An 18,665-nucleotide genomic window follows, 5' to 3' on the forward strand; every position below is an offset into this window, starting at 1 on the left:
CCTGATGCGGCTGATACATGTCGCCGGTGACGATGATGTCCTCGCGGCGATCCTGCTGTGCCTGGGTGTCGTCATTGGCCGCGATGGCGCCGGCGCGCGGATCCTTGTCCGCGGCCATCGCGGGCGTCGAGGCGATGAAACCGACGCAGGACAGCGCGAGGAAGGCCGGCAAGGCGACGGTGGGCGTATGAGTCACGGAAAATCCCCCTTTAGTGTGCGGGGGAGCTGCTATTGCGAGTCGTTCGCGCCGTCAAGGCTATTGAGAATGATTATCATCTATGTCGCAGAATTGTGTCACAATTCCAGTGTGATGCGACTGTGCAAGCAACCAACTACGAAGCGAGCTACCGAGATTGGGTGGCGATTCGGCGCGAATCCGCAGCGCGTCGATCTCGGCGATCAGCGCGGAAAGCGGCAGCGACCGCGCCGTCGCCGCCGCCTCAAGAGCGCGCCAGAACAGCGGTTCCAGGCTGATCGATGTTTCGTGTCCGGCGATCGTCACCGATCGCTTGACCGGCCCGACAAAGCCGCCCGGAGGGGGGGAGATCGCGTTCGTCATGTGCGGCCGGTTGGGGAACGGGCGGCGCTGTCGAAGGGGGGCGCGGCGCCAACGGGCACCCCGTCGGGCATCACGCTTCTTCGAACAGACCGGCGAGCTGCTCGATCATCGTGCCGGCGAGTTGCTCGACATCCATGATCGTCACCGCCTTTTGATAATAGCGGGTCACGTCATGGCCGATGCCGATCGCTACCAGCTCGATCGGCGACCGCGTTTCGATCCAGCCGATCACCTGGCGCAGGTGGCGCTCCAGATAGCTGCCCGAATTGACCGACAGCGTCGAATCGTCGACCGGCGCGCCATCGGAGATGACCATCAGGATCTTGCGATCCTCCGGCCGTGCGATCAGCCGGCCGTGCGCCCACAGCAGCGCCTCGCCGTCGATATTCTCCTTGAGCAGCCCTTCGCGCATCATCAGCCCGAGCGACCGTTTGGCGCGCCGCCACGGCTCGTCGGCCTGCTTGTAGACGATGTGGCGGACGTCGTTGAGCCGGCCGGGCTGCGCCGGGCGCCCCGCCGCCAGCCACGCCTCGCGCGCCTGTCCACCCTTCCACGCGCGGGTGGTGAAGCCGAGAATCTCGGTCTTGACCCCGACCCGTTCGAGCGTGCGGGCGAGGATGTCGGCGCTGATCGCGGCGATGCTGATCGGACGGCCGCGCATCGATCCCGAATTGTCGATCAGGATCGTCACCACCGTGTCCTTGAACTCGGTATCGCGCTCGATCTTGTACGACAGGGATTGCATCGGATTGACGACGACGCGCGCCAGCCGCGCCGCGTCGAGCAGCCCTTCGTCCTGGTCGAAATCCCAGGACCGCGATTGCTGCGCCATCAATCGCCGCTGGAGCCGGTTGGCGAGTTTGGTCACCACGCCCTGCAAATGGACGAGTTGCTGGTCGAGATAGGCGCGCAGGCGGTCCAGCTCTTCCTCGTCGCACAGGTCGGTGGCGGCGACGACCTCGTCGAAGCGGGTGGTGTACGGCTTGTATTCGAATTGCGGCGGCAGGTCGCTGAACGGCCGGTTGGGCCGCACCGGCATCATCCCGTCATCGCCATCGTCGCCGGGCTCGCCTTCGCTGTCGTCGAAACTGTCTTCGCCGTCCTCGCTGCCGTCGCCGTCCTCGGTCTCCGACTGGCGCTGCTCGCCGCGCGCCTCGACCTGCCCCTCGCCCGAAGCGCCGTCGTCGTCGCCCTCTTCGCCGTCGTCCTGCTGTTCCTCGTCGGTGCCCTCGTCGTCGTTGCCGCCCTCGTCGCTGTCCTCGGGCCGCATATCGCCCTCGGTCAGCTCCAGATCCTCCAGCAGCCGCGATACCAGTTGCGCAAAGGCGCGCTGATCGTCGAGCGCCAGCCCCAGCGCATCCAGTTCGGCGCCGGCCTTTTCCTCGATCCAGCCCGATACCAGCGCCAGCCCGCCGCGCGCTGCCTCGGGCGGGGCGCGGCCGGTCAGCCGCTCGCGCACCATCAACTGGATCGCGCTCGACAGCGGCACCTCTTCGGGCGTGCGCGCGCGGGCGATCGGATCGGATTTCATCCGCATCACCAGCGCATGGTCGAGGTTGTCGGCGATGCCGGCATAGCCCTTCGATCCCAGCGCCTCGACCCGTGCGGTCTCGACCGCGTCGAACACCGCGCGCGCCACCGGCTCCTGCGGCGCGCCGCGCGCGTGGAGCGTGGTGTCGTGGTGCTTCAGCCGCAGCGCGAACGAATCGGCAAAACCGCGCGCCTCCGCCACCTGCTCCGCCGGAAGCGTCCGCGCGGGCATCGGCACCTTCAGGTGGCGGCCGGCCTGGCTGGGCGCGTCGGCGGTGAAGGCCAGCTCGACGTCATCGACCTCGCTCAACGCGCGCGCCGCGCCGCCGAGCACCGACTTGAAGCGATCGAGGGGGGTGTCGGTGGCCACTACCAGAGCGTCCGGCAGCCAAAGGTCGAAATCTCGCGGTCGCGCGTGATCACGGTCAGATTCCCGACCAATGCCTGTGCCGCGAGCATCCGGTCAAACGGATCCTGATGCCTTTCGTTGAACAGGCCCGCCATGCGCGCGTGTTCGAACGTTACCGGCAGATGTTCGAATCCATCCCCGGTCGTGGCCTCACCGAATTGATCGAGCGGTTCAGTCATTTTTGGCAATTTGCCGGTTCGGACCTTCAAAGCAATCTCGATGGCGCTGATGGCGCTGACATAAATGGTCCTGTCCCGCGATTCGAGCACCAATCGGGCGGGCGGCGACAGCATCGGGTCTGCCAGCCACCACCAGATCAGGCTGTGTGTATCGAGAAGATATCCCTCATCCGCCATTATAGGGGGCTCGAATATTTGCCTTTCCAAGCGTCGAGTTCGTCATCCGACAGCGGCTCGAACCAGATTTCGGAAGGGACATCCTTTATGAGATGACGGAACCGCCCGGGTTGGCGCGGCGGCAGGCTCACGGGGGCGACCGGCACCAGCTTGGCATAGGGCACCCCGGCCTTGGCGAGGATGATCTCCTCCCCCGCATGGGCGCGATCCATCAGCCGCGACAGATGCGTCTTGGCATCGTGGACGTTGAACGTCTTTTGCGGATCGGCTTCGGCCATCGCGCGCCTCCTATGGACTAACTAACTTAGTCCACCCCTCGACTCAAGCCTTCCCGACCACGCTTTCGGGCAGGTCCTTGCCGAACACGCGCTGGTAATATTCCGCCACCAGCGGCCGTTCGGCGTCGTCGCACTTGTTGAGGAAGCTCAGCCGGAACGCGAAGCCGACGTCGCCGAAGATCAGCGCGTTCTGTGCCCAGGTGATCACGGTGCGCGGGCTCATCACCGTAGAGATGTCGCCGTTGATGAAGCCGCGCCGGGTCAGGTCGGCGACGCGGACCATGTTCTCCACCGTCTCCTTGCCGCCGGGCTTGTCATATTCACCCGATTTGGCGAGCACGATCTGCGCTTCGACCGCCGCCGGCAGGTAATTGAGCGTCACCACGATGTTCCAGCGGTCCATCTGACCCTGGTTGATCTGCTGGGTGCCGTGATACAGCCCGCTGGTGTCGCCCAGCCCGATGGTGTTGGCGGTGGCGAACAGGCGGAAGAACGGATTGGGCCGGATCACGCGGTTCTGGTCGAGCAGCGTCAGCTTGCCCTCGGTCTCCAGCACGCGCTGGATGACGAACATCACGTCGGGGCGGCCGGCGTCATATTCGTCGAACACCAGCGCGGTCGGGGTCTGCAATGCCCAGGGCAGCAGCCCCTCGCGGAATTCCGTGACCTGCTGACCGTCCTTCAGCACGATCGCGTCGCGGCCGATCAGGTCGATGCGGCTGATATGCGCGTCCAGGTTGATGCGGATGCATGGCCAGTTGAGCCGCGCCGCGACCTGTTCGATGTGAGTCGACTTGCCGGTGCCGTGATAGCCCTGCACCATCACCCGGCGATTGTGTGCGAAGCCGGCCAGGATCGCCAGCGTGGTGTCGGGATCGAACACATAGGCTGGATCGAGATCGGGCACCCGCTCGTCCGCCTCGCTGAAAGCGGGCACTTCCATGTCGGAGTCTATTCCGAACAATTCACGGACCTTGAGCACCTTGTCGGGCGCGTCAAGAATCGTGGTTTGGCGGCTGTCGGGCTGAGTATTCGGGATATCGGTCATGCGGGCCTCTGTGTCGCGAACGCCTTAGGCTAGTGTCGGCGTCGGACTCAACCGTTCGATGATGCCGCGTTCAGACGGCAGCGCGCGGCGCGACCGAAAACTTGGGCGGCAGGGGAAACAGCGTGACGAACCGTTCCGCAAGCGCGCGGTCGCCGGCCAGGGTCAGAAAGCCTTCCGCCTCCGCAACGGCCAGCGGGACATGGCCATAGACCACCGCCGCCATTCCCGTCGGGCTGGTGTCGAACACGACGTCGCCGGCCGGTTCGGCGCGGCGCACCGCGATCTCGGCATCGTCGAGCGTGCCGACGAAGCCTTCGTCGCCGAAGCGGAAGCCGATCGCCGCGTCGATCCCGCGCGCGCGATCGCGGTCGTACATCGTGCGAAACGACAACATGATCGACGCCGCCGACAGCGGCAGCGACGGATCATGGCCGGGCGAGCGGGTCGCCCAGCGGCCAAGCTCCTTGATCGCGGTCTCGCTCTCATACCCCCATGGCGTCAGTTCATAGACCTGCACCGACGCCGGCGGCGGCAGCTTGCGACGGTGGAGGATGGCGGCGGCCTCCAGCCCCTCGAGCCGCTGGGTCAGCACGTTGGCGCTGATGCCCGGCAATCCGGCGCGCAGCTCGCCAAAGCGGCGCGGTCCGAACATCAACTCGCGCACGATCAGCAGCGACCAGCGTTCGCCGACCAGTTCCATGGCGAACGCCGTTCCGCACGCATCGTCGTACCAGCGTTTGTTCGAGCCGTTCCGAGGTTTGGTCACTTTTTCTAACTTCAAAGTTGCTTTTGATAACTCATACGTGCAGATACGTCGTCATCGAGTCGCGTTCAAGGGAGAGATGCAGTGTCGAAAATGATCTTTGTGAATCTGGCGGTCGCCGATGTCGAAAAGTCGGTCGCTTTCTATCAGGCGCTGGGGTTCACCAAGGACGATCGCTTCAGCCAGCCGGGCACCGCCGCGTCGATGCAATGGTCCGACACCATCGTGCTGATGATCCTCGACAAGGCGTTCTTCCAGACCTTCATCCCGCACAAGGCGATCGCCGATTCGGCGACGACGGCGGAGGCGCTGCTGTGCCTGTCGCTCGACAGCCGCGAGGATGTCGACCGCTTCGTCGAGGCGGCGGGCGAGGCCGGTGGCCGCATCGATTTTCGCCCAGTGCAGGATATGGGCTTCATGTACGGCCGCGCGTTCGAGGATCTCGACGGCCACATCTTCGAGCCGATGTACATGGATCTCGACGCCGCTCTCGCCGCCTTTGCCCAGCAGGGGGAAGCTGCCGGGGTCTGATCGTGCCATCCTCGCACCGCCCTGGCGCTTCGGTCGCGCGGACCGCTCTTCCGGGGTGTAGGGCTTGACCATCCGGGCGGCGGGCTCAGCCATGCTATCCGTGAACAGAAAAACAGCAGGAGAGGTGCCATGACCTATGTCGAGGGTTTCGTGCTGGCCGTGCCGGCCGCCAACAAACAGGCGTTTCGCGATCACGCCGCCGCCGCGGCGCCGCTGTTCCGCGAACTGGGCGCGACCCGGCTGATCGAGTCGTGGGGCGACGACGTGCCCGACGGCAAGGTCAACGACTTCAAGACCGCGGTGAACGCCGGCGCTGATGAGGTCGTCGTGTTCAGCTGGCTGGAATACCCCGACCGTGCGACGCGCGATGCCGCCAACCAGCGGATGCGTACCGATCCGCGCATGGCGGCGATGGGGGAGGCGCCGTTCGACGGAAAGCGCATGATCTTCGCCGGCTTCGCGCCGATGCTCGAGGAGGGGCCGGGCGGCGATACGGGCTATGTCGACGGGTTCCTGGTGCCGGTGACGCCCGCCAACCGCGACGCCTATCACGCGATGGCGGCAAAGGCGGTGGCGGTGTTTCAGGAACATGGTGCGACCCGCGTGGTCGAGGCGTGGGGCGATGACGTCTCCGACGGTCAGGTCACCGACTATCGCCGTGCGGTGCTGGCGCAGGACGACGAGGCGGTCGTCTATTCCTGGATCGAATGGCCGTCGAAGGAGGCGCGCACCGCCGGCTGGGAAAAGATCATGGCCGACGATCGGATGAAGCCGGACGGCGACACCGTGCCGTTTGACGGAAAACGCATGATCTGGGGCGGCTTCATCCCCGTCGTCGATGCCTGACCGCACGGCAAACCGCCCGCACAACAAGACGAGAGGAGAGAGACGATGACCAGCCTGACGACCTGCCTGTGGTTCGACCACGGCGAAGCGCGCAACGCCGCCGAATTCTATGCCGCGACCTTTCCCGACAGCCGGGTCGGATCGACCAACCGCGCCGCGACCGACTATCCCGGCGGCGCCGAAGGCACGGAACTGACCGTCGAGTTCACCGTGCTGGGCCAGTCGTTCGTCGGTCTCAACGGCGGACCGAATTTCAAGCCGGACGAGGCGGTCAGCTTCATGGTGGTGACCGACGATCAGGCGGAGACCGATCGTTATTGGGACGCGATCGTCGGCAACGGCGGCGCGGAGAGCGCATGCGGGTGGTGCAAGGACCGCTGGGGCTTTTCGTGGCAGATCACCCCGCGCGTGCTGCTGGAGGCGATGGCCGATCCCGATCGTGAGGCCGCCGGGCGGGCGATGCAGGCGATGATGACGATGCGCCGGATCGATATCGCCGCGATCGAGGCGGCATGGCACGGGCGGGCGGTCGCATGAGCGCGCTTCACGAATTGACGGTCGAGCGGGTCATGGATGCGCCGGTTTCGGCGGTGTGGCGCGCGTGGACCGACCACCTGGCCGAATGGTGGTGCCCCAAACCGTGGACGACCGAGGTGATCGAGGTCGACCTGCGTCCCGGCGGCCGCGCGGCGATGGTGATGCGCGGGCCGGACGGGGAGGGCGGCGATCCGATGGACTGCGTGTTCCTGGAGGTGGTGCCCGAACGGCGGATCGTGTTCACCAACGCGCTTACCGCCGACTGGCAACCACGCGATCCCGAACCGGTGATGATCGTCGGCTATTTCGTGTTCGAGCCCGATGGCGACCGCACCCGCTATACCGCCGGCGCCCGCCACTGGAGCGCGGAGGCGATGGCGGCGCACGCGGAGATGGGCTTTGCCGAGGGATGGGGCATGGTCGCCGACCAGCTCGAAGCCGTCGCCCGGCGCGTCGCGGCGTCGGGCTGATGCGCAGGATCATCGGCAGCGCATTCCTGTCGCTCGACGGGGTGATGCAGGCGCCCGGCGGGACGGAGGAGGACGAGGGCGGGCACTTCGCGCTGGGCGGCTGGACCTGGCCGCACAGCGACGCGGTGACGCGCGAGGCGACCGGCCGCCTGCTGTCGGCGTCGTACGACCTGCTGCTCGGGCGCAAGACCTATGATATCTTCGCCCGCTTCTGGCCCGAATACGACCCCGCCGGCCCGGCCGCGGAGGTCGCGCGCCGGTTCAATGCGGCTGCCAAATACGTCGTCACCGGATCGGACGCGCCGCTGGCGTGGCGCAACAGCCACGCGATCGGCGGCGACATCGCGGCGCGGGTGGCGGAGATCAAGGCGGGCGACGGGCCGGACCTGTTCATCCAGGGCAGCTCGACGCTCTATCCGCAATTGTTCGCCGCGGGGCTGATCGATCGCGTGACATTGCTGACCTTTCCGGTGGTGCTGGGCGGCGGCAAGCGGCTGTTCGGGGACGGCACGCCGCCGTTCGCGCTGCGGCTGGTCGATCATGTCGTGTCGACCACCGGGGTGGTGATCGCGACCTATGAGCCGGCCGGGCCGGTGCCGACCGCGGGGCCGCCGGGGAGGTAGGCGCGCGTGCGGGTCACAGGAACGCCGGCGCCTTGCGCAGGTGCTGGTACGCCTCGATCACCTTTTGCAGTGCAGCCTCGTGCGTGCGGTCGCCGCCGTTGCGGTCGGGGTGGAATTTGCGGACCAGGTCCGAATAGCGGCCGCGCAACGCCTTGCGATCGGCATCGACGCCCAGCCCGAGCACGCTCAGCGCGGCGCGGTCCTCCGGCATCAGCGGCTTGCCGTCGGCGCGCGCCTTTTCGCGGTCCATCCGTTCGCGGAACCGCGCGCTGATCGCGTCGAGCGGATCGCTGAAATCGGCCCAGCGCGGCGGTCGGTCGGCGCCGCCGGTGCTGGCGAACGCCCGCGTCTCACGCTCCCACCCGGCATGGGGGCGTTGCGCGTCGTGGATCTCGTCGGGGGTCATCCCGCTGAAGAAATTATAGCGGGCGTTGAACGCGCGGACATGCTCCAGGCAGAACCAGCGATAGCGGCCCGGCCCGTCGCCGCGCGCCCCGGCACCGGGTTCCGCCGGCGCGCGGAATTCGCCGGGCTGGTCGCACCCGGGCTCCTCGCACACCCGCCCGTGCGCCTCCACGCGGCCGTGGAAACGGGTGTTCGGTCGGTCTTTTCCCGGTTCACCGCGCGCCACGCGATTCCTTTCGCAAAAAGCGGCCTATATAGGGGGCATGACCACGACCGCTACCGGCCCCGTCGCCGCCGAAATCACCGCCCGTCTCACCGCCGCGCTCGCCCCGACGCAGCTTGAGGTGATCAACGACAGTGCCCGTCATCGCGGCCATGTCGGCGACGACGGCAGCGGCGAATCGCACTTCTCGGTGACCGTCGAGAGCGCCGCCTTCGCCGGGCTGAACCGGGTCGCGCGCCAGCGGCTGGTCAACACCGCGCTGGCCGAGCTGCTGGTCGAGCGCGTCCACGCGCTGGCGATCCGCGCGCGGGCGCCGGGAGAAATGTCTTGAGCTATGATCTGTGGTATTGGAGCGGCATCCAGGGCCGCGGCGAGTTCGTCCGCCTGCCGATGGAAGCAGCGGGGATTGCCTATCGCGACTGCGCGCGCGAGCGGGGCGACGACGCGCTTGTCGCCGACCTCAAGGCGCGCCGACCGAAGGGGCCGTTCGCGCCGCCCTATCTCGTCATGGACGGCATCTGCATCGCGCAGGTCGCGCATATCCTCACCTGGCTGGCCGACCGCCACGATCTCGCGCCCAGTGGGGACGACGCGCGGACGCTGTGGCTGATCCAGCTCCAGCTTACGATCACCGACGTCGTCGCGGAGGTCCACAACGTCCACCACCCGGTCGACGCCGGCGACTATTATGAAGGGCAAAAGCCGGAGGCCGCGCGCGCCGCCTTTCAGTTCCGCGAGGTGCGACTGCCGAAGTTCCTGCGCTATTTCGACGATGCCGTCGGCGCGAGCGGAGGCGAATGGGCCGGCGGCGCGCGGTGGAGCCCGGCCGACACCAGCCTGTTCCAGCTGGTCGAGGGACTGACCTATATGTTCCCGCGCCGGATGGCGGCGATCGCGGGTGACTATCCCCATCTCCACCGGCTCCGCGACCAGGTGGCGGCGCTGCCCGGCGTCGCAGACTATTTGCGCAGCGACCGCCGGATCGGGTTCAACCAGCAAGGCATCTTCCGCCACTATCCGGAGCTCGACGCGGCATGACCCAGCTTTCCAGCGACGACGACCTGTTCGTCCACACCATCGCCCCGGTCACCCATGATCTGGGCGGGTTCAAGGTTCACCGCACGCTGCCGTCGCGGCCGCGCACCATGGTCGGGCCGTTCATCTTCTTCGATCAGATGGGGCCGGCGATCCTCGACGCCGGCGCCGGCATCGACGTGCGCCCGCATCCGCACATCAACCTGGCGACGGTCACCTATCTGTTCGCCGGGGCGATCGATCACCGCGATTCGCTGGGCACCTATGCGACGATCGAGCCGGGCGCGGTCAATCTGATGACGGCCGGCCATGGCATCGTCCATTCGGAACGCTCACCCAGCGCCGAGCGCGCCAGGGGGCCGGAACTGTCGGGCATCCAGACCTGGCTGGCCCTGCCGGAAGCGCAGGAGGAGGTCGATCCCGCGTTCCAGCACGTCACTCGCGACGCGCTGCCGGTGGTCGAGGATGAGTGCTCCAAGGCGCGGGTGATCATGGGGACGCTGTGGGGCCAGCGCGCGCCGACCACGACTTATGCCGACACCGCCTATGCCGACATCCAGCTCGCGCCCGGTGGCAGCATCCCGATCGACGCGCTGACCGAGGAGCGCGCGATCTATGTCGGGATCGGTGATGCGACGCTCGATGGTGTGACGCTCGAACCGATGACGCTGTATGTGCTGCGCCCCGGTACCGCCGCGACGCTGCGTTCCGAACGCGGCGCGCGGGCGATGCTGTGCGGCGGCGAGGCGTTCGCCACCCCGCGCCATGTGTGGTGGAACTTCGTCTCGTCGAACCGCGACCGGATCAACCAGGCCAAGGAGGACTGGAAGGCTGGGCGGTTCCCCAAGGTGCCGGGCGACGACAAGGAATGGATTCCGATCCCCGAGGTGCCGAAGACGGTGAGCTATCCCTGATCGCCGGTCCGGTGCAGGATGCGGTAGACTCAGAACCGGAGAGGGCGATGGCCGACGAACAACTGCACCGCGTGACGCTGTCGACCGGCGTCGAGCTTGACGTCCAGGTCGCCGGGCATCCGACCAACCCGGCGATCATCCTGCTCCACGGCTTTCCCGAATCGCACCGCACCTGGCGCCATCAGATCGACCGGCTGGCGGAGGAGCATTTCGTCCTCGCCCCCGATCAGCGCGGCTATGCGAAGTCATCGAAGCCGGCGGCGGTCGACAATTACACGCCCGACAAGATCGTCGCCGACCTGCTCGCGCTGGCCGACCGGTTCGAGATCACCCGCTTCACGCTGGTCGGGCATGATTGGGGCGGGGCGGTCGCCTGGATGGCGGCGTTGCAGAACCCCGACCGGGTCGCGCGGCTGGTGATCATCAACGCGCCGCATCCGTTCGTCTTCCAGCGCCTGCTGTTCGACGACACCGCCCAGCGCGAGGCGAGCCAGTATATCCGCGCCTTCCGCAACCCCGATCTGGAAAAGCACATCGACAGCATCGGCCTGTCGGCGTTCTTCGACACCAGCTTCATGAAGCACACCGATTTCGAGAAGGTGAAGCCGGAAAAGCCGGTCTATCTGGAGCAATGGGGCCAACCCGGCGCGATGACCGCGATGCTCAACTGGTATCGGGCCAGCAGCCTGATCGTCCCGGCGATGGACGAGACGCCGGAACGCCCGGCGTGGCTCGACGGCCCTTTCCCCCCGATGCCGCAGCCGGTGCTGGTGATCTGGGGCACCGGCGACAAGGCGCTGCTGCCGAGCAATCTCGACGGGCTCGACGCGCTGGTGCCGCAGCTGACGCTGGTCACGGTCGACGCCGGCCATTTCGTGCCGTGGGAATCCCCCGACGCGGTGACCGATGCGATCCTGCGGTGGGGGCGGGGCGCCTAGGGCCAGACCTGTGCCGCCGTCGGCAGCGCGATCGCGTCGCGGTCGCCCTCGGGCGCGCCATATCGAATCCATGCGGCGTGCGCGTGGGCGGTGCCGACGATCGCCGGATCGGCATGGCCGGGCCAGCTCATCACCCGGATCAGCTGATGCGCCAGCGCGCGGTCCGGCTCCATCATCACCCAGCCGATCGGGCGCTCCGCCGTCGCCCGCGCGCCGGCCGCCAGCATCGCCGTGCGGACCCGCGCCGCGCTGTCCTGCGGCAGATATTGCCACACCACCGAATGCATCAGCACCCGCGTCACCCCGGCCGCCTGCGGTTCGGCCAGGCGCGCCTCGACCCAGTCGGCGGCGTCGGCATGGTCGAGGCGGACACCGCGCTCGCGGACCATCGCGATCGCGGTGCGCAGCCGCTCCAGCCGTTCGGGCTTCTCCGCCCAGACATAGGCCGACAGCCGCGCCGCGACCGCCGGATCGGTGGCGTCCATCGGCGCGACGTCGCATCCGCGCGCTGACTCGATCTCGACGGGCACCGTCGGGGGCGGCGCGCCGGTCCATTCGGGCCGGATGGTGATCGGCGAGTCGGTCGGCCCGATCGTTGTGCCGCCCAGATCGAAGCGATAGCGCCCGATCAGCAGGTTGAGCCCGGCGCTCGACCCGATCTCCAGCAACTCGATGCGCGGGCCGTGGCGGCGCGCGATTTCGATCAGGCCGCACATCAGCGCGGCGGAGCGGCCCGGCTCGTTGGTCTGCGGCGGGCCGTCGAGCCACGGCATCAGCGCGGCTTCGTGGCGCGCCAGCACGCGCTCGATCGCCGGGGCGATGGCGTCGCCGGCGATGATACCGCTGAACACTGCGGCCAGTTCCTCGTCGCGGCCGGCCAGCACCAGCGCGTGCAGCCCGCCGATCAGCCGCAGCGGCAGCGCGTCGCGGGTCGGCTCGCCCAGCCAATCGAGGATGCGCGCGCCGACTGCGCTGGCGCGGGTCAAATGCGCTGCCACCGCCGCGCAGATCGCGGCATAGATCGGCGCGTCCATCGCCCGGCAATAATGTTCCTGGATCAGGAACGCGCCCCGGTTGCCCGCTTCGTCCGCCATCGTCACCTCCGCGCGTCTGTTGCTCCCGCTCCGCCGCCCAAGTAAAGCCCCGCGCGACCATGGCTGATCCGATCATCATCGCCGTCCCCAAGGGACGCATCCTGGAAGAGGCGGTGCCGCTGCTCCGCGCCGTCGGCGTTGAGCCGGAAGCCGCGTTTTCCGACGAGGACTCGCGCGCGCTGCGCTTCCACACCAACCGTTCCGACATCGACCTGATCCGGGTGCGCGCGTTCGACGTGGCGACCTTTGTCGCGCATGGTGCCGCGTCGCTGGGCATCGTCGGGTCGGACGTGCTGGAGGAATTCGCCTATTCGGAGCTGTACGCCCCCGTCGACCTTGGCATCGGCCATTGCCGGCTGTCGGTGGCGGAGCCGGCGGCGCTGGCGGCGGCGGACGATCCGCGCGGGTGGAGCCACATCCGCGTCGCCACCAAATATCCCAACCTGACCCGCCGCCATTTCGAGGCGCGGGGCGTCGGCGCCGAGTGCATCAAGCTGAACGGCGCGATGGAGCTGGCGCCAGTGCTGGGGCTGGCGCCGCGCATCGTCGACCTGGTCTCGTCGGGGCGCACGCTCAAGGAGAACGGCCTGGTAGAGGTCGAGGTGATCGCCCAGGTCACCAGCCGGCTGGTGGTCAACCGCGCCGCGTTCAAGACCCGGCCCGAAGTGGTGCCGCTGGTCGACGCGTTCCGGCGCGCGGTGGAGGTGCGGGATGCGGCTTAGGGATATTGGTTCGCGCGGAGGCGCGGCGGCGCGGAGGTGTCCCGCCCACGGCCCCCGTCCCGCGTCAGCCAGACCTTCCAACCCGTGGCAGGCGATTTCTTATGAGGCCGCCGGCGCGACCGTGCGGCAGGCGGCGTATCTTCGCGCCGCCGCGCCTCCGCGCGAACACAGGTCTTCACAGTGAACCGATGCTGAAACTCTCCACCTCCGATCCCGATTTCGCCCGCGCGTTCGACGCTTTGGTCAATGCGCGGCGCGAGGCCGACGCCGATGTCGCGCGCGACGTCCGCACCATCGTCGCCGCCGTGCGCGATGAGGGCGACGCCGCCGTCGCCGCCTATACCAAACGCTTCGACGGGCATGACCTGAACGAGACCGGCTGGCGGATCGAGCGCGCCGACATGCTCGCCGCGTGGGAGGGGCTGACCCCGGACCTGCGCGCCGCGCTGGAACTCGCCGCCGAGCGCATCGCCGCCTATCACGCCAAGCAATTGCCCGAGGATCGCGACGAGACCGACGCCGCTGGCGTGCGGCTGGGCGCGCGCTGGCGCGGCGTCGATGCCGCGGGCGTCTATGTGCCGGGCGGACGCGCGGCCTATCCGTCTTCGGTGCTGATGAACGCGCTGCCGGCCAAGGCGGCCGGGGTCGACCGATTGGTGATGGTGACGCCGACGCCAAAGGGCGAGATCAACCCGCTGGTGCTCGCCGCCGCGCATCTGGCGGGGGTGGATGAGGCTTGGCGGATCGGCGGGGCGCAGGCGATCGCCGCGCTCGCCTATGGCACCGGCCGCATCGCGCCCGTCGACGTCATCACCGGCCCCGGCAACGCCTGGGTCGCGGAGGCCAAGCGGCAGCTTTACGGCGTGGTCGGCATCGACATGGTCGCGGGGCCGAGCGAAATCGTGGTGGTCGCCGACGGCCGCAACGATCCCGAATGGATCGCCGCCGACCTGCTCAGCCAGGCCGAGCACGATCCGACCAGCCAATCGATCCTGTTCACCGACGACGCGGGATTCGCGGCGAAGGTGGCCGACGCGGTCGACCTCCAGATCGGGCAGCTCGCGACCAAGCAGGTGGCGCGGGCGAGCTGGGACGCCAACGGCGCGATCATCGTCACCGCGACGCTGGAAGAGGCGATCCCGCTGGTCGATCGCCTTGCTCCCGAACATCTCGAACTGGCCTGCGACGATCCCCAATCGCTATTTGAGCGCGTGCGCCACGCGGGATCCGTGTTCCTCGGCCGGCATACACCCGAAGCGGTGGGCGATTACGTCGCCGGTCCGAACCACGTCCTGCCCACCGGGCGGCGTGCGCGCTTCGCGTCGGGGCTGTCGGTGCTCGATTTCATGAAGCGCACCAGCTTCCTGCAATGCGACCCCGCGTCGCTGGCGGCGATCGGCCCGGCGGCGGTGACGCTGGCGGAGGCCGAAGGGCTGCCGGCGCACGCGAGATCGGTGGCGATGCGTCTGAAGCGCGACTGAGGCGTCCGCATCGTTCGTTTCTCGACTTCGCGCCGGACGAACGGGTATGGGGGCGAATGACCATGTCCAATTCCCGTACCCGCGCGCGCAGTCAGGCGCGGGCCGCCGCGCGGCTTGCCGCCGTTCAGGCGCTGTATCAGCGCGAGATGGAGGCGACGCCGCTTACGCAACTGCTCCACGAATTCCACCAGCATCGGTTGGGCGCGACGATCGAGGATGTCGAATATGCCGACGCCGACGTCGATTTTTTCGACGATGTGGTGAAGGGCGTCGAGGCGCGGGCGGAGGAGATCGACCGGCTGATCACCGCCAAGCTGTCAAGCGGCTGGAGCATCGCGCGGCTCGACAAGCCGATGCGCGGCATCCTGCGCGCGGGCGTCTATGAACTGATCGCGCGGCGCGACGTGCCGACCGCCGCGGTCATCAGCGAATATCTTGACGTCGCCGACGCCTTTTACGACAAGCGCGAGAAGGGGTTCATCAACGGCCTGCTCGACGCGGTCGCCAAGGAGGTGCGCGCCTGAATGGGGGAGGTCGTCAACCTGAACCGCGCCCGCAAGGCGAAGCGGCGGGCCGAGGCCACGGCGCAGGCCGACGCCAACCGTGTCGCGTTCGGGAGGACCAAGGCGGCCAAGCAGGCCGCCGCCGCCGAACAGGATCGCGCGGCGAAACTGCTCGACGGTGCGCTGCGCGGGGATGATTGAGAAGGTGCGGCTTCCGTTCAAGTTCGCCGCGTGACCGAAGCGGAGTTCATCGCCGCCCTGCGCGCGCTGCCGCTCCATCGCGGCGCGCTCGATCTGCGCGACGACGCCGCTCGCATCGGCGATCTCGTCCTCACCACAGACATGATCGCCGAGGGGGTGCACTTCCTCGCCAGCGATCCGCCGGGCGACGTCGCGTGGAAGCTGGTCGCGGTCAACCTGTCCGACCTGGCGGCCAAGGGAGCGGTGCCGGAGGGGATCATGCTCGGCTATCCGCTTGGCGACGAGGCGTGGGATGCTGCGTTTCTGGATGGCCTGGGCGCGGCGCTGACGGCGTTTGATTGCCCGTTGCTGGGCGGCGACACGATCAGGACGGCGGGCGCGCGGACCTTTGCGATCACCGCGATCGGCCGTGCCGCGGTCGCTCCATCGCGCGGAGGCGCCCGGATCGGCGATCGCTTGTGGGTGACCGGGACGATCGGCGACGCCGGTATCGGACTGGCGATCGCGCAGGGGGCGGACGGGCCGGCTGAACTGCTCGCACGCTATCGCCGCCCGGTTCCGCGGCTGGCGGAAGGCCGGGCACTCGCGCCGGTGGCCACCGCGATGATGGATATTTCCGACGGGCTGCTGATCGACGCGGAGCGCATGGCCGACGCGAGCGGGTGTGGCGTCACCATCGAACTGGGTGCCGTGCCGCTAGCGCCGCTGCACCCCGGCGATCGGATTGCCGCGGTTACTGCCGGCGACGATTACGAATTGCTGTTCGCGCTGCCCGACGGGGTGTCGCCGCCGGTCGCCGCCACACGGATCGGCCGTTTCGCGCCGGAGCCCGGCCTGCGGCTCACCAGCGCCGGCGCGCCCTTCGCACTGCCCGACCGCCTCGGCTATCAACACGGCTGAAATCGGCGCGCTCCCGGGCGCTTGCGCTCGGTCGACTCGTCCTTATACCTTCGTACGGTCCCGCGCGTCCGGCACCAGCCCGGAGTCCTGCGCGAAGGAATATGGGGGAAGGATTGCCAATGACGATTGTTTACGGCGCCATCATATGCGGCGTGATTGCCGTGCTTTACGGGCTTTTCACCAGTAGTCAGGTCCTTCGCGCACCCGCAGGCGACGCGAAGATGCAGGATATCGCCTCGGCCATCGCCGAGGGCGCAAAGGCCTATCTGGCCCGCCAGTATCGCACCATCGCCGTGGTCGGCGTCATCGTTGCCGCGATCGTCGCCTATTTTCTCGGCCCGATTTCCGCCGCCGGCTTCGCGCTGGGCGCGATCCTGTCCGGCGTCACCGGGTTCATCGGCATGAACGTGTCGGTCAAGGCCAATGTCCGCACCGCAGAAGCCGCGCGGACCTCGCTCCAGGGCGGCCTGACGATGGCGTTCCGTTCGGGCGCGATCACCGGGATGCTGGTGGCGGGCCTGGGCCTGCTGTCGATCGCGGGCATGTTCTGGGGCCTGATCGCCCTGGGCCATCATGACCTGACCGTCGGCGCCGATCGCCGCGTCGTCATCGACGCGCTGGTGGCGCTGGCGTTCGGCGCCTCGCTGATCTCGATCTTCGCGCGACTGGGCGGCGGCATCTTCACCAAGGCGGCCGACGTCGGCGCCGATCTGGTGGGCAAGGTCGAGGCGGGCATTCCCGAGGACGACCCCCGCAACCCCGCCACCATCGCCGACAACGTCGGCGACAATGTCGGCGACTGCGCGGGCATGGCGGCCGATCTGTTCGAAACCTATGTCGTCACCATCGGCGTGACGATGGCCTCGATCGCGCTGCTGCTGCCGAACGCCGATCACCTGTTCCAGCTGATGACGCTGCCGCTGATCGTCGGCGGGGTGTGCATCATCACCTCGATCATCGGCACCTACATGGTCCGCCTGGGCAAGGGCAGCATCATGGGGGCGTTGTACAAGGGATTCTGGACCACCGTGATCCTGTCGGTCCCGGCGATCTATTTCGCCACGCAATATGTGCTGGGCGACATGCACGCGGTGATCGGCGGCAGCGCCGGCCTTGGTGAGTTCGGCGACGCGCTGGGCACCGAACTGGCGGGGGACAGCACCGCGACCACCTTTACCGGCATGAACCTGTTCTGGTGCATGATGATCGGCCTGGCGCTCACCGGCGCGCTGGTGTGGATCACCGAATATTACACCGGCACCAACTATCGCCCGGTCAAGTCGATCGCCAAGGCGTCGGAAACCGGCCACGGCACCAACGTCATCCAGGGTCTGGCGGTCAGCCTCGAAAGCCCGGCGCTGCCGACGATCGTGATCTCGATCGCGGTGATCGCCTGCTACCAGCTCGGCGGGATCATCGGCATCGCCTTTGGCGCCACCTCGATGCTCGCGCTGGCGGGCATGGTCGTCGCGCTCGACGCCTATGGCCCGGTCACCGACAATGCCGGCGGCATCGCGGAGATGGCCGGCCTGCCCGACGACGTGCGCCACCGCACCGATGCGCTCGACGCGGTCGGCAACACCACCAAGGCGGTGACCAAGGGCTATGCGATCGGTTCCGCCGCGCTGGCGGCATTGGTGCTGTTCGGCGCCTACACTACCGATCTGGGGATCTACTTCCCCGATCTCACGGTCAATTTCTCGCTCTCCAACCCCTATGTCATTGTCGGGCTGCTGCTCGGCGCGCTGCTGCCGTTCAGCTTCGGCGCGTTCGGCATGACCGCGGTCGGCCGCGCGGCGGGGTCGGTGGTCGAGGACGTGCGCGCGCAGTTCCGCGATGATTCGGGCATCATGGCCGGCACCAGCCGTCCCAACTATGCCCGCACGGTCGATCTGGTCACCAAGGCGGCGATCAAGGAGATGATCGTCCCGTCGCTGTTGCCGGTGCTGGCCCCGATCGTCGTCTACTTCATCATCCTGGCGGTGGCGGATCAGGCCAGCGCCTTCGCCGCGGTCGGCGCGCTCCTGCTGGGCGTGATCGTGTCGGGGCTGTTCGTCGCGATCTCGATGACCTCGGGCGGCGGCGCGTGGGACAATGCCAAGAAGTACATCGAGGACGGCAATTACGGCGGCAAGGGCAGCGAGGCCCACAAGGCCGCGGTGACCGGCGACACCGTCGGCGACCCCTACAAGGATACGGCCGGCCCGGCCGTGAACCCGATGATCAAGATCACCAACATCGTGGCATTGCTGCTGCTGGCGATCCTGGCTCACTAAGAACTTGCTCATTCAGGGCCGGC

At 68.0% G+C, this 18,665-nt stretch carries 24 protein-coding genes and 1 pseudogene; 16 read left to right on the forward strand and 9 right to left on the reverse strand.

Annotated features, from left to right (window positions below):
• The 7 genes from VNR91_RS01715 to VNR91_RS01745 form a co-directional block, all read right to left on the reverse strand.
• On the reverse strand, positions 1-196 hold a 196-nt coding region (locus VNR91_RS01715), incomplete at its 3' end, for a hypothetical protein (protein WP_325489068.1).
• A gap of 60 nt (positions 197-256) precedes the next feature.
• Positions 257-559 carry a ribbon-helix-helix domain-containing protein gene (locus VNR91_RS01720; RefSeq protein WP_325489069.1) on the reverse strand — a complete coding sequence of 101 codons (303 nt, stop codon included), beginning with the start codon at positions 557-559 and terminating at the stop codon, positions 257-259.
• A gap of 70 nt (positions 560-629) precedes the next feature.
• On the reverse strand, positions 630-2,459 hold the full coding sequence (cobT, locus tag VNR91_RS01725; protein ID WP_325489070.1) for a cobaltochelatase subunit CobT: 1,830 nt from the start codon (positions 2,457-2,459) through the stop codon (positions 630-632).
• Complete coding sequence (locus VNR91_RS01730) at positions 2,459-2,854, reverse strand: type II toxin-antitoxin system VapC family toxin (RefSeq protein ID WP_325489071.1); 396 nt, start codon at positions 2,852-2,854, stop codon at positions 2,459-2,461. The genes cobT and VNR91_RS01730 overlap by 1 nt, the downstream gene beginning before the upstream one ends.
• Positions 2,854-3,132 (reverse strand): type II toxin-antitoxin system prevent-host-death family antitoxin, encoded by a 279-nt coding sequence (locus VNR91_RS01735; RefSeq protein WP_325489072.1) that lies wholly within the window; start codon positions 3,130-3,132, stop codon positions 2,854-2,856. Before VNR91_RS01735 ends, VNR91_RS01730 begins: the two co-directional genes overlap by 1 nt.
• 43 nt (positions 3,133-3,175) lie before the next feature.
• Entirely contained in the window at positions 3,176-4,180 is a 1,005-nt protein-coding gene (gene cobS, locus VNR91_RS01740; RefSeq protein ID WP_325489073.1) for a cobaltochelatase subunit CobS, read from the reverse strand.
• Positions 4,181-4,250: 70 nt separating this feature from the next.
• Entirely contained in the window at positions 4,251-4,946 is a 696-nt protein-coding gene (locus VNR91_RS01745; protein ID WP_325489074.1) for a winged helix-turn-helix transcriptional regulator, read from the reverse strand.
• Between the two features lie 90 nt (positions 4,947-5,036).
• On the opposite strand from VNR91_RS01745, the gene VNR91_RS01750 reads away from it, so the two are divergent.
• The 6 genes and pseudogenes from VNR91_RS01750 (at position 5,037) to VNR91_RS01775 (ending at position 7,950) form a co-directional block, all read left to right on the forward strand.
• Entirely contained in the window at positions 5,037-5,474 is a 438-nt protein-coding gene (locus VNR91_RS01750; RefSeq protein ID WP_325489075.1) for a VOC family protein, read from the forward strand.
• A 129-nt stretch (positions 5,475-5,603) separates the two neighbouring features.
• Positions 5,604-5,948, forward strand: a pseudogene (locus VNR91_RS01755) (DUF1428 domain-containing protein); the annotation flags it as partial.
• Positions 5,940-6,320 carry a DUF1428 domain-containing protein gene (locus tag VNR91_RS01760; RefSeq protein WP_325489091.1) on the forward strand — a complete coding sequence of 127 codons (381 nt, stop codon included), beginning with the start codon at positions 5,940-5,942 and terminating at the stop codon, positions 6,318-6,320. The pseudogene VNR91_RS01755 and the gene VNR91_RS01760, both read left to right, overlap by 9 nt.
• Positions 6,321-6,365: 45 nt before the next feature.
• Positions 6,366-6,857 (forward strand): VOC family protein, encoded by a 492-nt coding sequence (locus tag VNR91_RS01765; protein WP_325489076.1) that lies wholly within the window; start codon positions 6,366-6,368, stop codon positions 6,855-6,857.
• On the forward strand, positions 6,854-7,327 hold the full coding sequence (locus VNR91_RS01770) for an SRPBCC domain-containing protein (RefSeq protein WP_325489077.1): 474 nt from the start codon (positions 6,854-6,856) through the stop codon (positions 7,325-7,327). Before VNR91_RS01765 ends, VNR91_RS01770 begins: the two co-directional genes overlap by 4 nt.
• Positions 7,327-7,950, forward strand: coding sequence for a dihydrofolate reductase family protein (locus VNR91_RS01775; RefSeq protein ID WP_325489078.1), 624 nt, complete (start codon positions 7,327-7,329; stop codon positions 7,948-7,950). Before VNR91_RS01770 ends, VNR91_RS01775 begins: the two co-directional genes overlap by 1 nt.
• Positions 7,951-7,963: 13 nt before the next feature.
• Here the strand turns inward: VNR91_RS01775 and VNR91_RS01780 are convergent, their stop codons facing one another.
• On the reverse strand, positions 7,964-8,509 hold the full coding sequence (locus tag VNR91_RS01780) for a J domain-containing protein (protein WP_325489079.1): 546 nt from the start codon (positions 8,507-8,509) through the stop codon (positions 7,964-7,966).
• Between the two features lie 109 nt (positions 8,510-8,618).
• On the opposite strand from VNR91_RS01780, the gene VNR91_RS01785 reads away from it, so the two are divergent.
• The 4 genes from VNR91_RS01785 to VNR91_RS01800 are packed head-to-tail and all read left to right on the forward strand — an operon-like array spanning position 8,619 to position 11,465.
• Positions 8,619-8,909, forward strand: coding sequence for a BolA family protein (locus VNR91_RS01785; protein ID WP_325489080.1), 291 nt, complete (start codon positions 8,619-8,621; stop codon positions 8,907-8,909).
• Positions 8,906-9,616: a glutathione S-transferase gene (locus VNR91_RS01790; RefSeq protein ID WP_325489081.1), complete on the forward strand. Its 711-nt coding sequence runs from the start codon at positions 8,906-8,908 to the stop codon at positions 9,614-9,616. Before VNR91_RS01785 ends, VNR91_RS01790 begins: the two co-directional genes overlap by 4 nt.
• Positions 9,613-10,527: a pirin family protein gene (locus VNR91_RS01795; protein WP_325489082.1), complete on the forward strand. Its 915-nt coding sequence runs from the start codon at positions 9,613-9,615 to the stop codon at positions 10,525-10,527. Before VNR91_RS01790 ends, VNR91_RS01795 begins: the two co-directional genes overlap by 4 nt.
• 47 nt (positions 10,528-10,574) lie before the next feature.
• Positions 10,575-11,465 (forward strand): alpha/beta hydrolase, encoded by an 891-nt coding sequence (locus VNR91_RS01800; RefSeq protein WP_325489083.1) that lies wholly within the window; start codon positions 10,575-10,577, stop codon positions 11,463-11,465.
• On the opposite strand, the gene VNR91_RS01805 is transcribed toward VNR91_RS01800, so the two are convergent.
• Entirely contained in the window at positions 11,462-12,559 is a 1,098-nt protein-coding gene (locus VNR91_RS01805; RefSeq protein ID WP_325489084.1) for a DUF2332 domain-containing protein, read from the reverse strand. The two genes, VNR91_RS01800 and VNR91_RS01805, sit on opposite strands and share 4 nt — an antisense overlap.
• Before the next feature lie 59 nt (positions 12,560-12,618).
• Between VNR91_RS01805 and hisG the strand changes: the two genes are divergently transcribed.
• The 6 genes from hisG (at position 12,619) to VNR91_RS01835 (ending at position 18,642) form a co-directional block, all read left to right on the forward strand.
• Complete coding sequence (hisG, locus tag VNR91_RS01810; protein WP_325489085.1) at positions 12,619-13,281, forward strand: ATP phosphoribosyltransferase; 663 nt, start codon at positions 12,619-12,621, stop codon at positions 13,279-13,281.
• A gap of 188 nt (positions 13,282-13,469) precedes the next feature.
• Positions 13,470-14,762, forward strand: a complete 1,293-nt coding sequence (gene hisD, locus VNR91_RS01815; protein ID WP_325489086.1) for a histidinol dehydrogenase — start codon at positions 13,470-13,472, stop codon at positions 14,760-14,762.
• Between the two features lie 56 nt (positions 14,763-14,818).
• Positions 14,819-15,286, forward strand: coding sequence for a transcription antitermination factor NusB (gene nusB, locus VNR91_RS01820; RefSeq protein ID WP_325489087.1), 468 nt, complete (start codon positions 14,819-14,821; stop codon positions 15,284-15,286).
• Positions 15,287-15,466, forward strand: coding sequence for a DUF4169 family protein (locus tag VNR91_RS01825; RefSeq protein ID WP_325489088.1), 180 nt, complete (start codon positions 15,287-15,289; stop codon positions 15,464-15,466).
• Positions 15,467-15,496: 30 nt separating this feature from the next.
• The gene (gene thiL, locus VNR91_RS01830; RefSeq protein ID WP_325489089.1) at positions 15,497-16,366 is read left to right on the forward strand and encodes a thiamine-phosphate kinase; all 870 of its coding nucleotides are present in this window, start codon (positions 15,497-15,499) and stop codon (positions 16,364-16,366) included.
• 119 nt (positions 16,367-16,485) lie between these two features.
• Positions 16,486-18,642 (forward strand): sodium-translocating pyrophosphatase, encoded by a 2,157-nt coding sequence (locus tag VNR91_RS01835; RefSeq protein ID WP_325489090.1) that lies wholly within the window; start codon positions 16,486-16,488, stop codon positions 18,640-18,642.
• Positions 18,643-18,665: the final 23 nt, after the last annotated feature.

This window comes from Sphingomonas sp., assembly GCF_035555815.1.
Taxonomy (GTDB): Bacteria; Pseudomonadota; Alphaproteobacteria; order Sphingomonadales; family Sphingomonadaceae; genus Sphingomonas.

What these genes read in the sequence shown, in the direction of transcription:
- VNR91_RS01760 (WP_325489091.1), top strand. Translation starts at nt 5,940, where the DNA reads ATGCTCGAGGAGGGGCCGGGCGGCGATACGGGCTATGTCGACGGGTTC.
- VNR91_RS01795 (WP_325489082.1), top strand. Translation starts at nt 9,613, where the DNA reads ATGACCCAGCTTTCCAGCGACGACGACCTGTTCGTCCACACCATCGCC.
- cobS (WP_325489073.1), bottom strand. Translation starts at nt 4,180, where the DNA reads ATGACCGATATCCCGAATACTCAGCCCGACAGCCGCCAAACCACGATT.
- VNR91_RS01750 (WP_325489075.1), top strand. Translation starts at nt 5,037, where the DNA reads ATGATCTTTGTGAATCTGGCGGTCGCCGATGTCGAAAAGTCGGTCGCT.
- VNR91_RS01770 (WP_325489077.1), top strand. Translation starts at nt 6,854, where the DNA reads ATGAGCGCGCTTCACGAATTGACGGTCGAGCGGGTCATGGATGCGCCG.
- VNR91_RS01735 (WP_325489072.1), bottom strand. Translation starts at nt 3,132, where the DNA reads ATGGCCGAAGCCGATCCGCAAAAGACGTTCAACGTCCACGATGCCAAG.
- VNR91_RS01775 (WP_325489078.1), top strand. Translation starts at nt 7,327, where the DNA reads ATGCGCAGGATCATCGGCAGCGCATTCCTGTCGCTCGACGGGGTGATG.
- VNR91_RS01720 (WP_325489069.1), bottom strand. Translation starts at nt 559, where the DNA reads ATGACGAACGCGATCTCCCCCCCTCCGGGCGGCTTTGTCGGGCCGGTC.
- VNR91_RS01805 (WP_325489084.1), bottom strand. Translation starts at nt 12,559, where the DNA reads ATGGCGGACGAAGCGGGCAACCGGGGCGCGTTCCTGATCCAGGAACAT.
- VNR91_RS01730 (WP_325489071.1), bottom strand. Translation starts at nt 2,854, where the DNA reads ATGGCGGATGAGGGATATCTTCTCGATACACACAGCCTGATCTGGTGG.
- nusB (WP_325489087.1), top strand. Translation starts at nt 14,819, where the DNA reads ATGACCATGTCCAATTCCCGTACCCGCGCGCGCAGTCAGGCGCGGGCC.
- VNR91_RS01835 (WP_325489090.1), top strand. Translation starts at nt 16,486, where the DNA reads ATGACGATTGTTTACGGCGCCATCATATGCGGCGTGATTGCCGTGCTT.
- VNR91_RS01765 (WP_325489076.1), top strand. Translation starts at nt 6,366, where the DNA reads ATGACCAGCCTGACGACCTGCCTGTGGTTCGACCACGGCGAAGCGCGC.
- hisG (WP_325489085.1), top strand. Translation starts at nt 12,619, where the DNA reads ATGGCTGATCCGATCATCATCGCCGTCCCCAAGGGACGCATCCTGGAA.
- hisD (WP_325489086.1), top strand. Translation starts at nt 13,470, where the DNA reads ATGCTGAAACTCTCCACCTCCGATCCCGATTTCGCCCGCGCGTTCGAC.
- VNR91_RS01785 (WP_325489080.1), top strand. Translation starts at nt 8,619, where the DNA reads ATGACCACGACCGCTACCGGCCCCGTCGCCGCCGAAATCACCGCCCGT.
- VNR91_RS01800 (WP_325489083.1), top strand. Translation starts at nt 10,575, where the DNA reads ATGGCCGACGAACAACTGCACCGCGTGACGCTGTCGACCGGCGTCGAG.
- VNR91_RS01825 (WP_325489088.1), top strand. Translation starts at nt 15,287, where the DNA reads ATGGGGGAGGTCGTCAACCTGAACCGCGCCCGCAAGGCGAAGCGGCGG.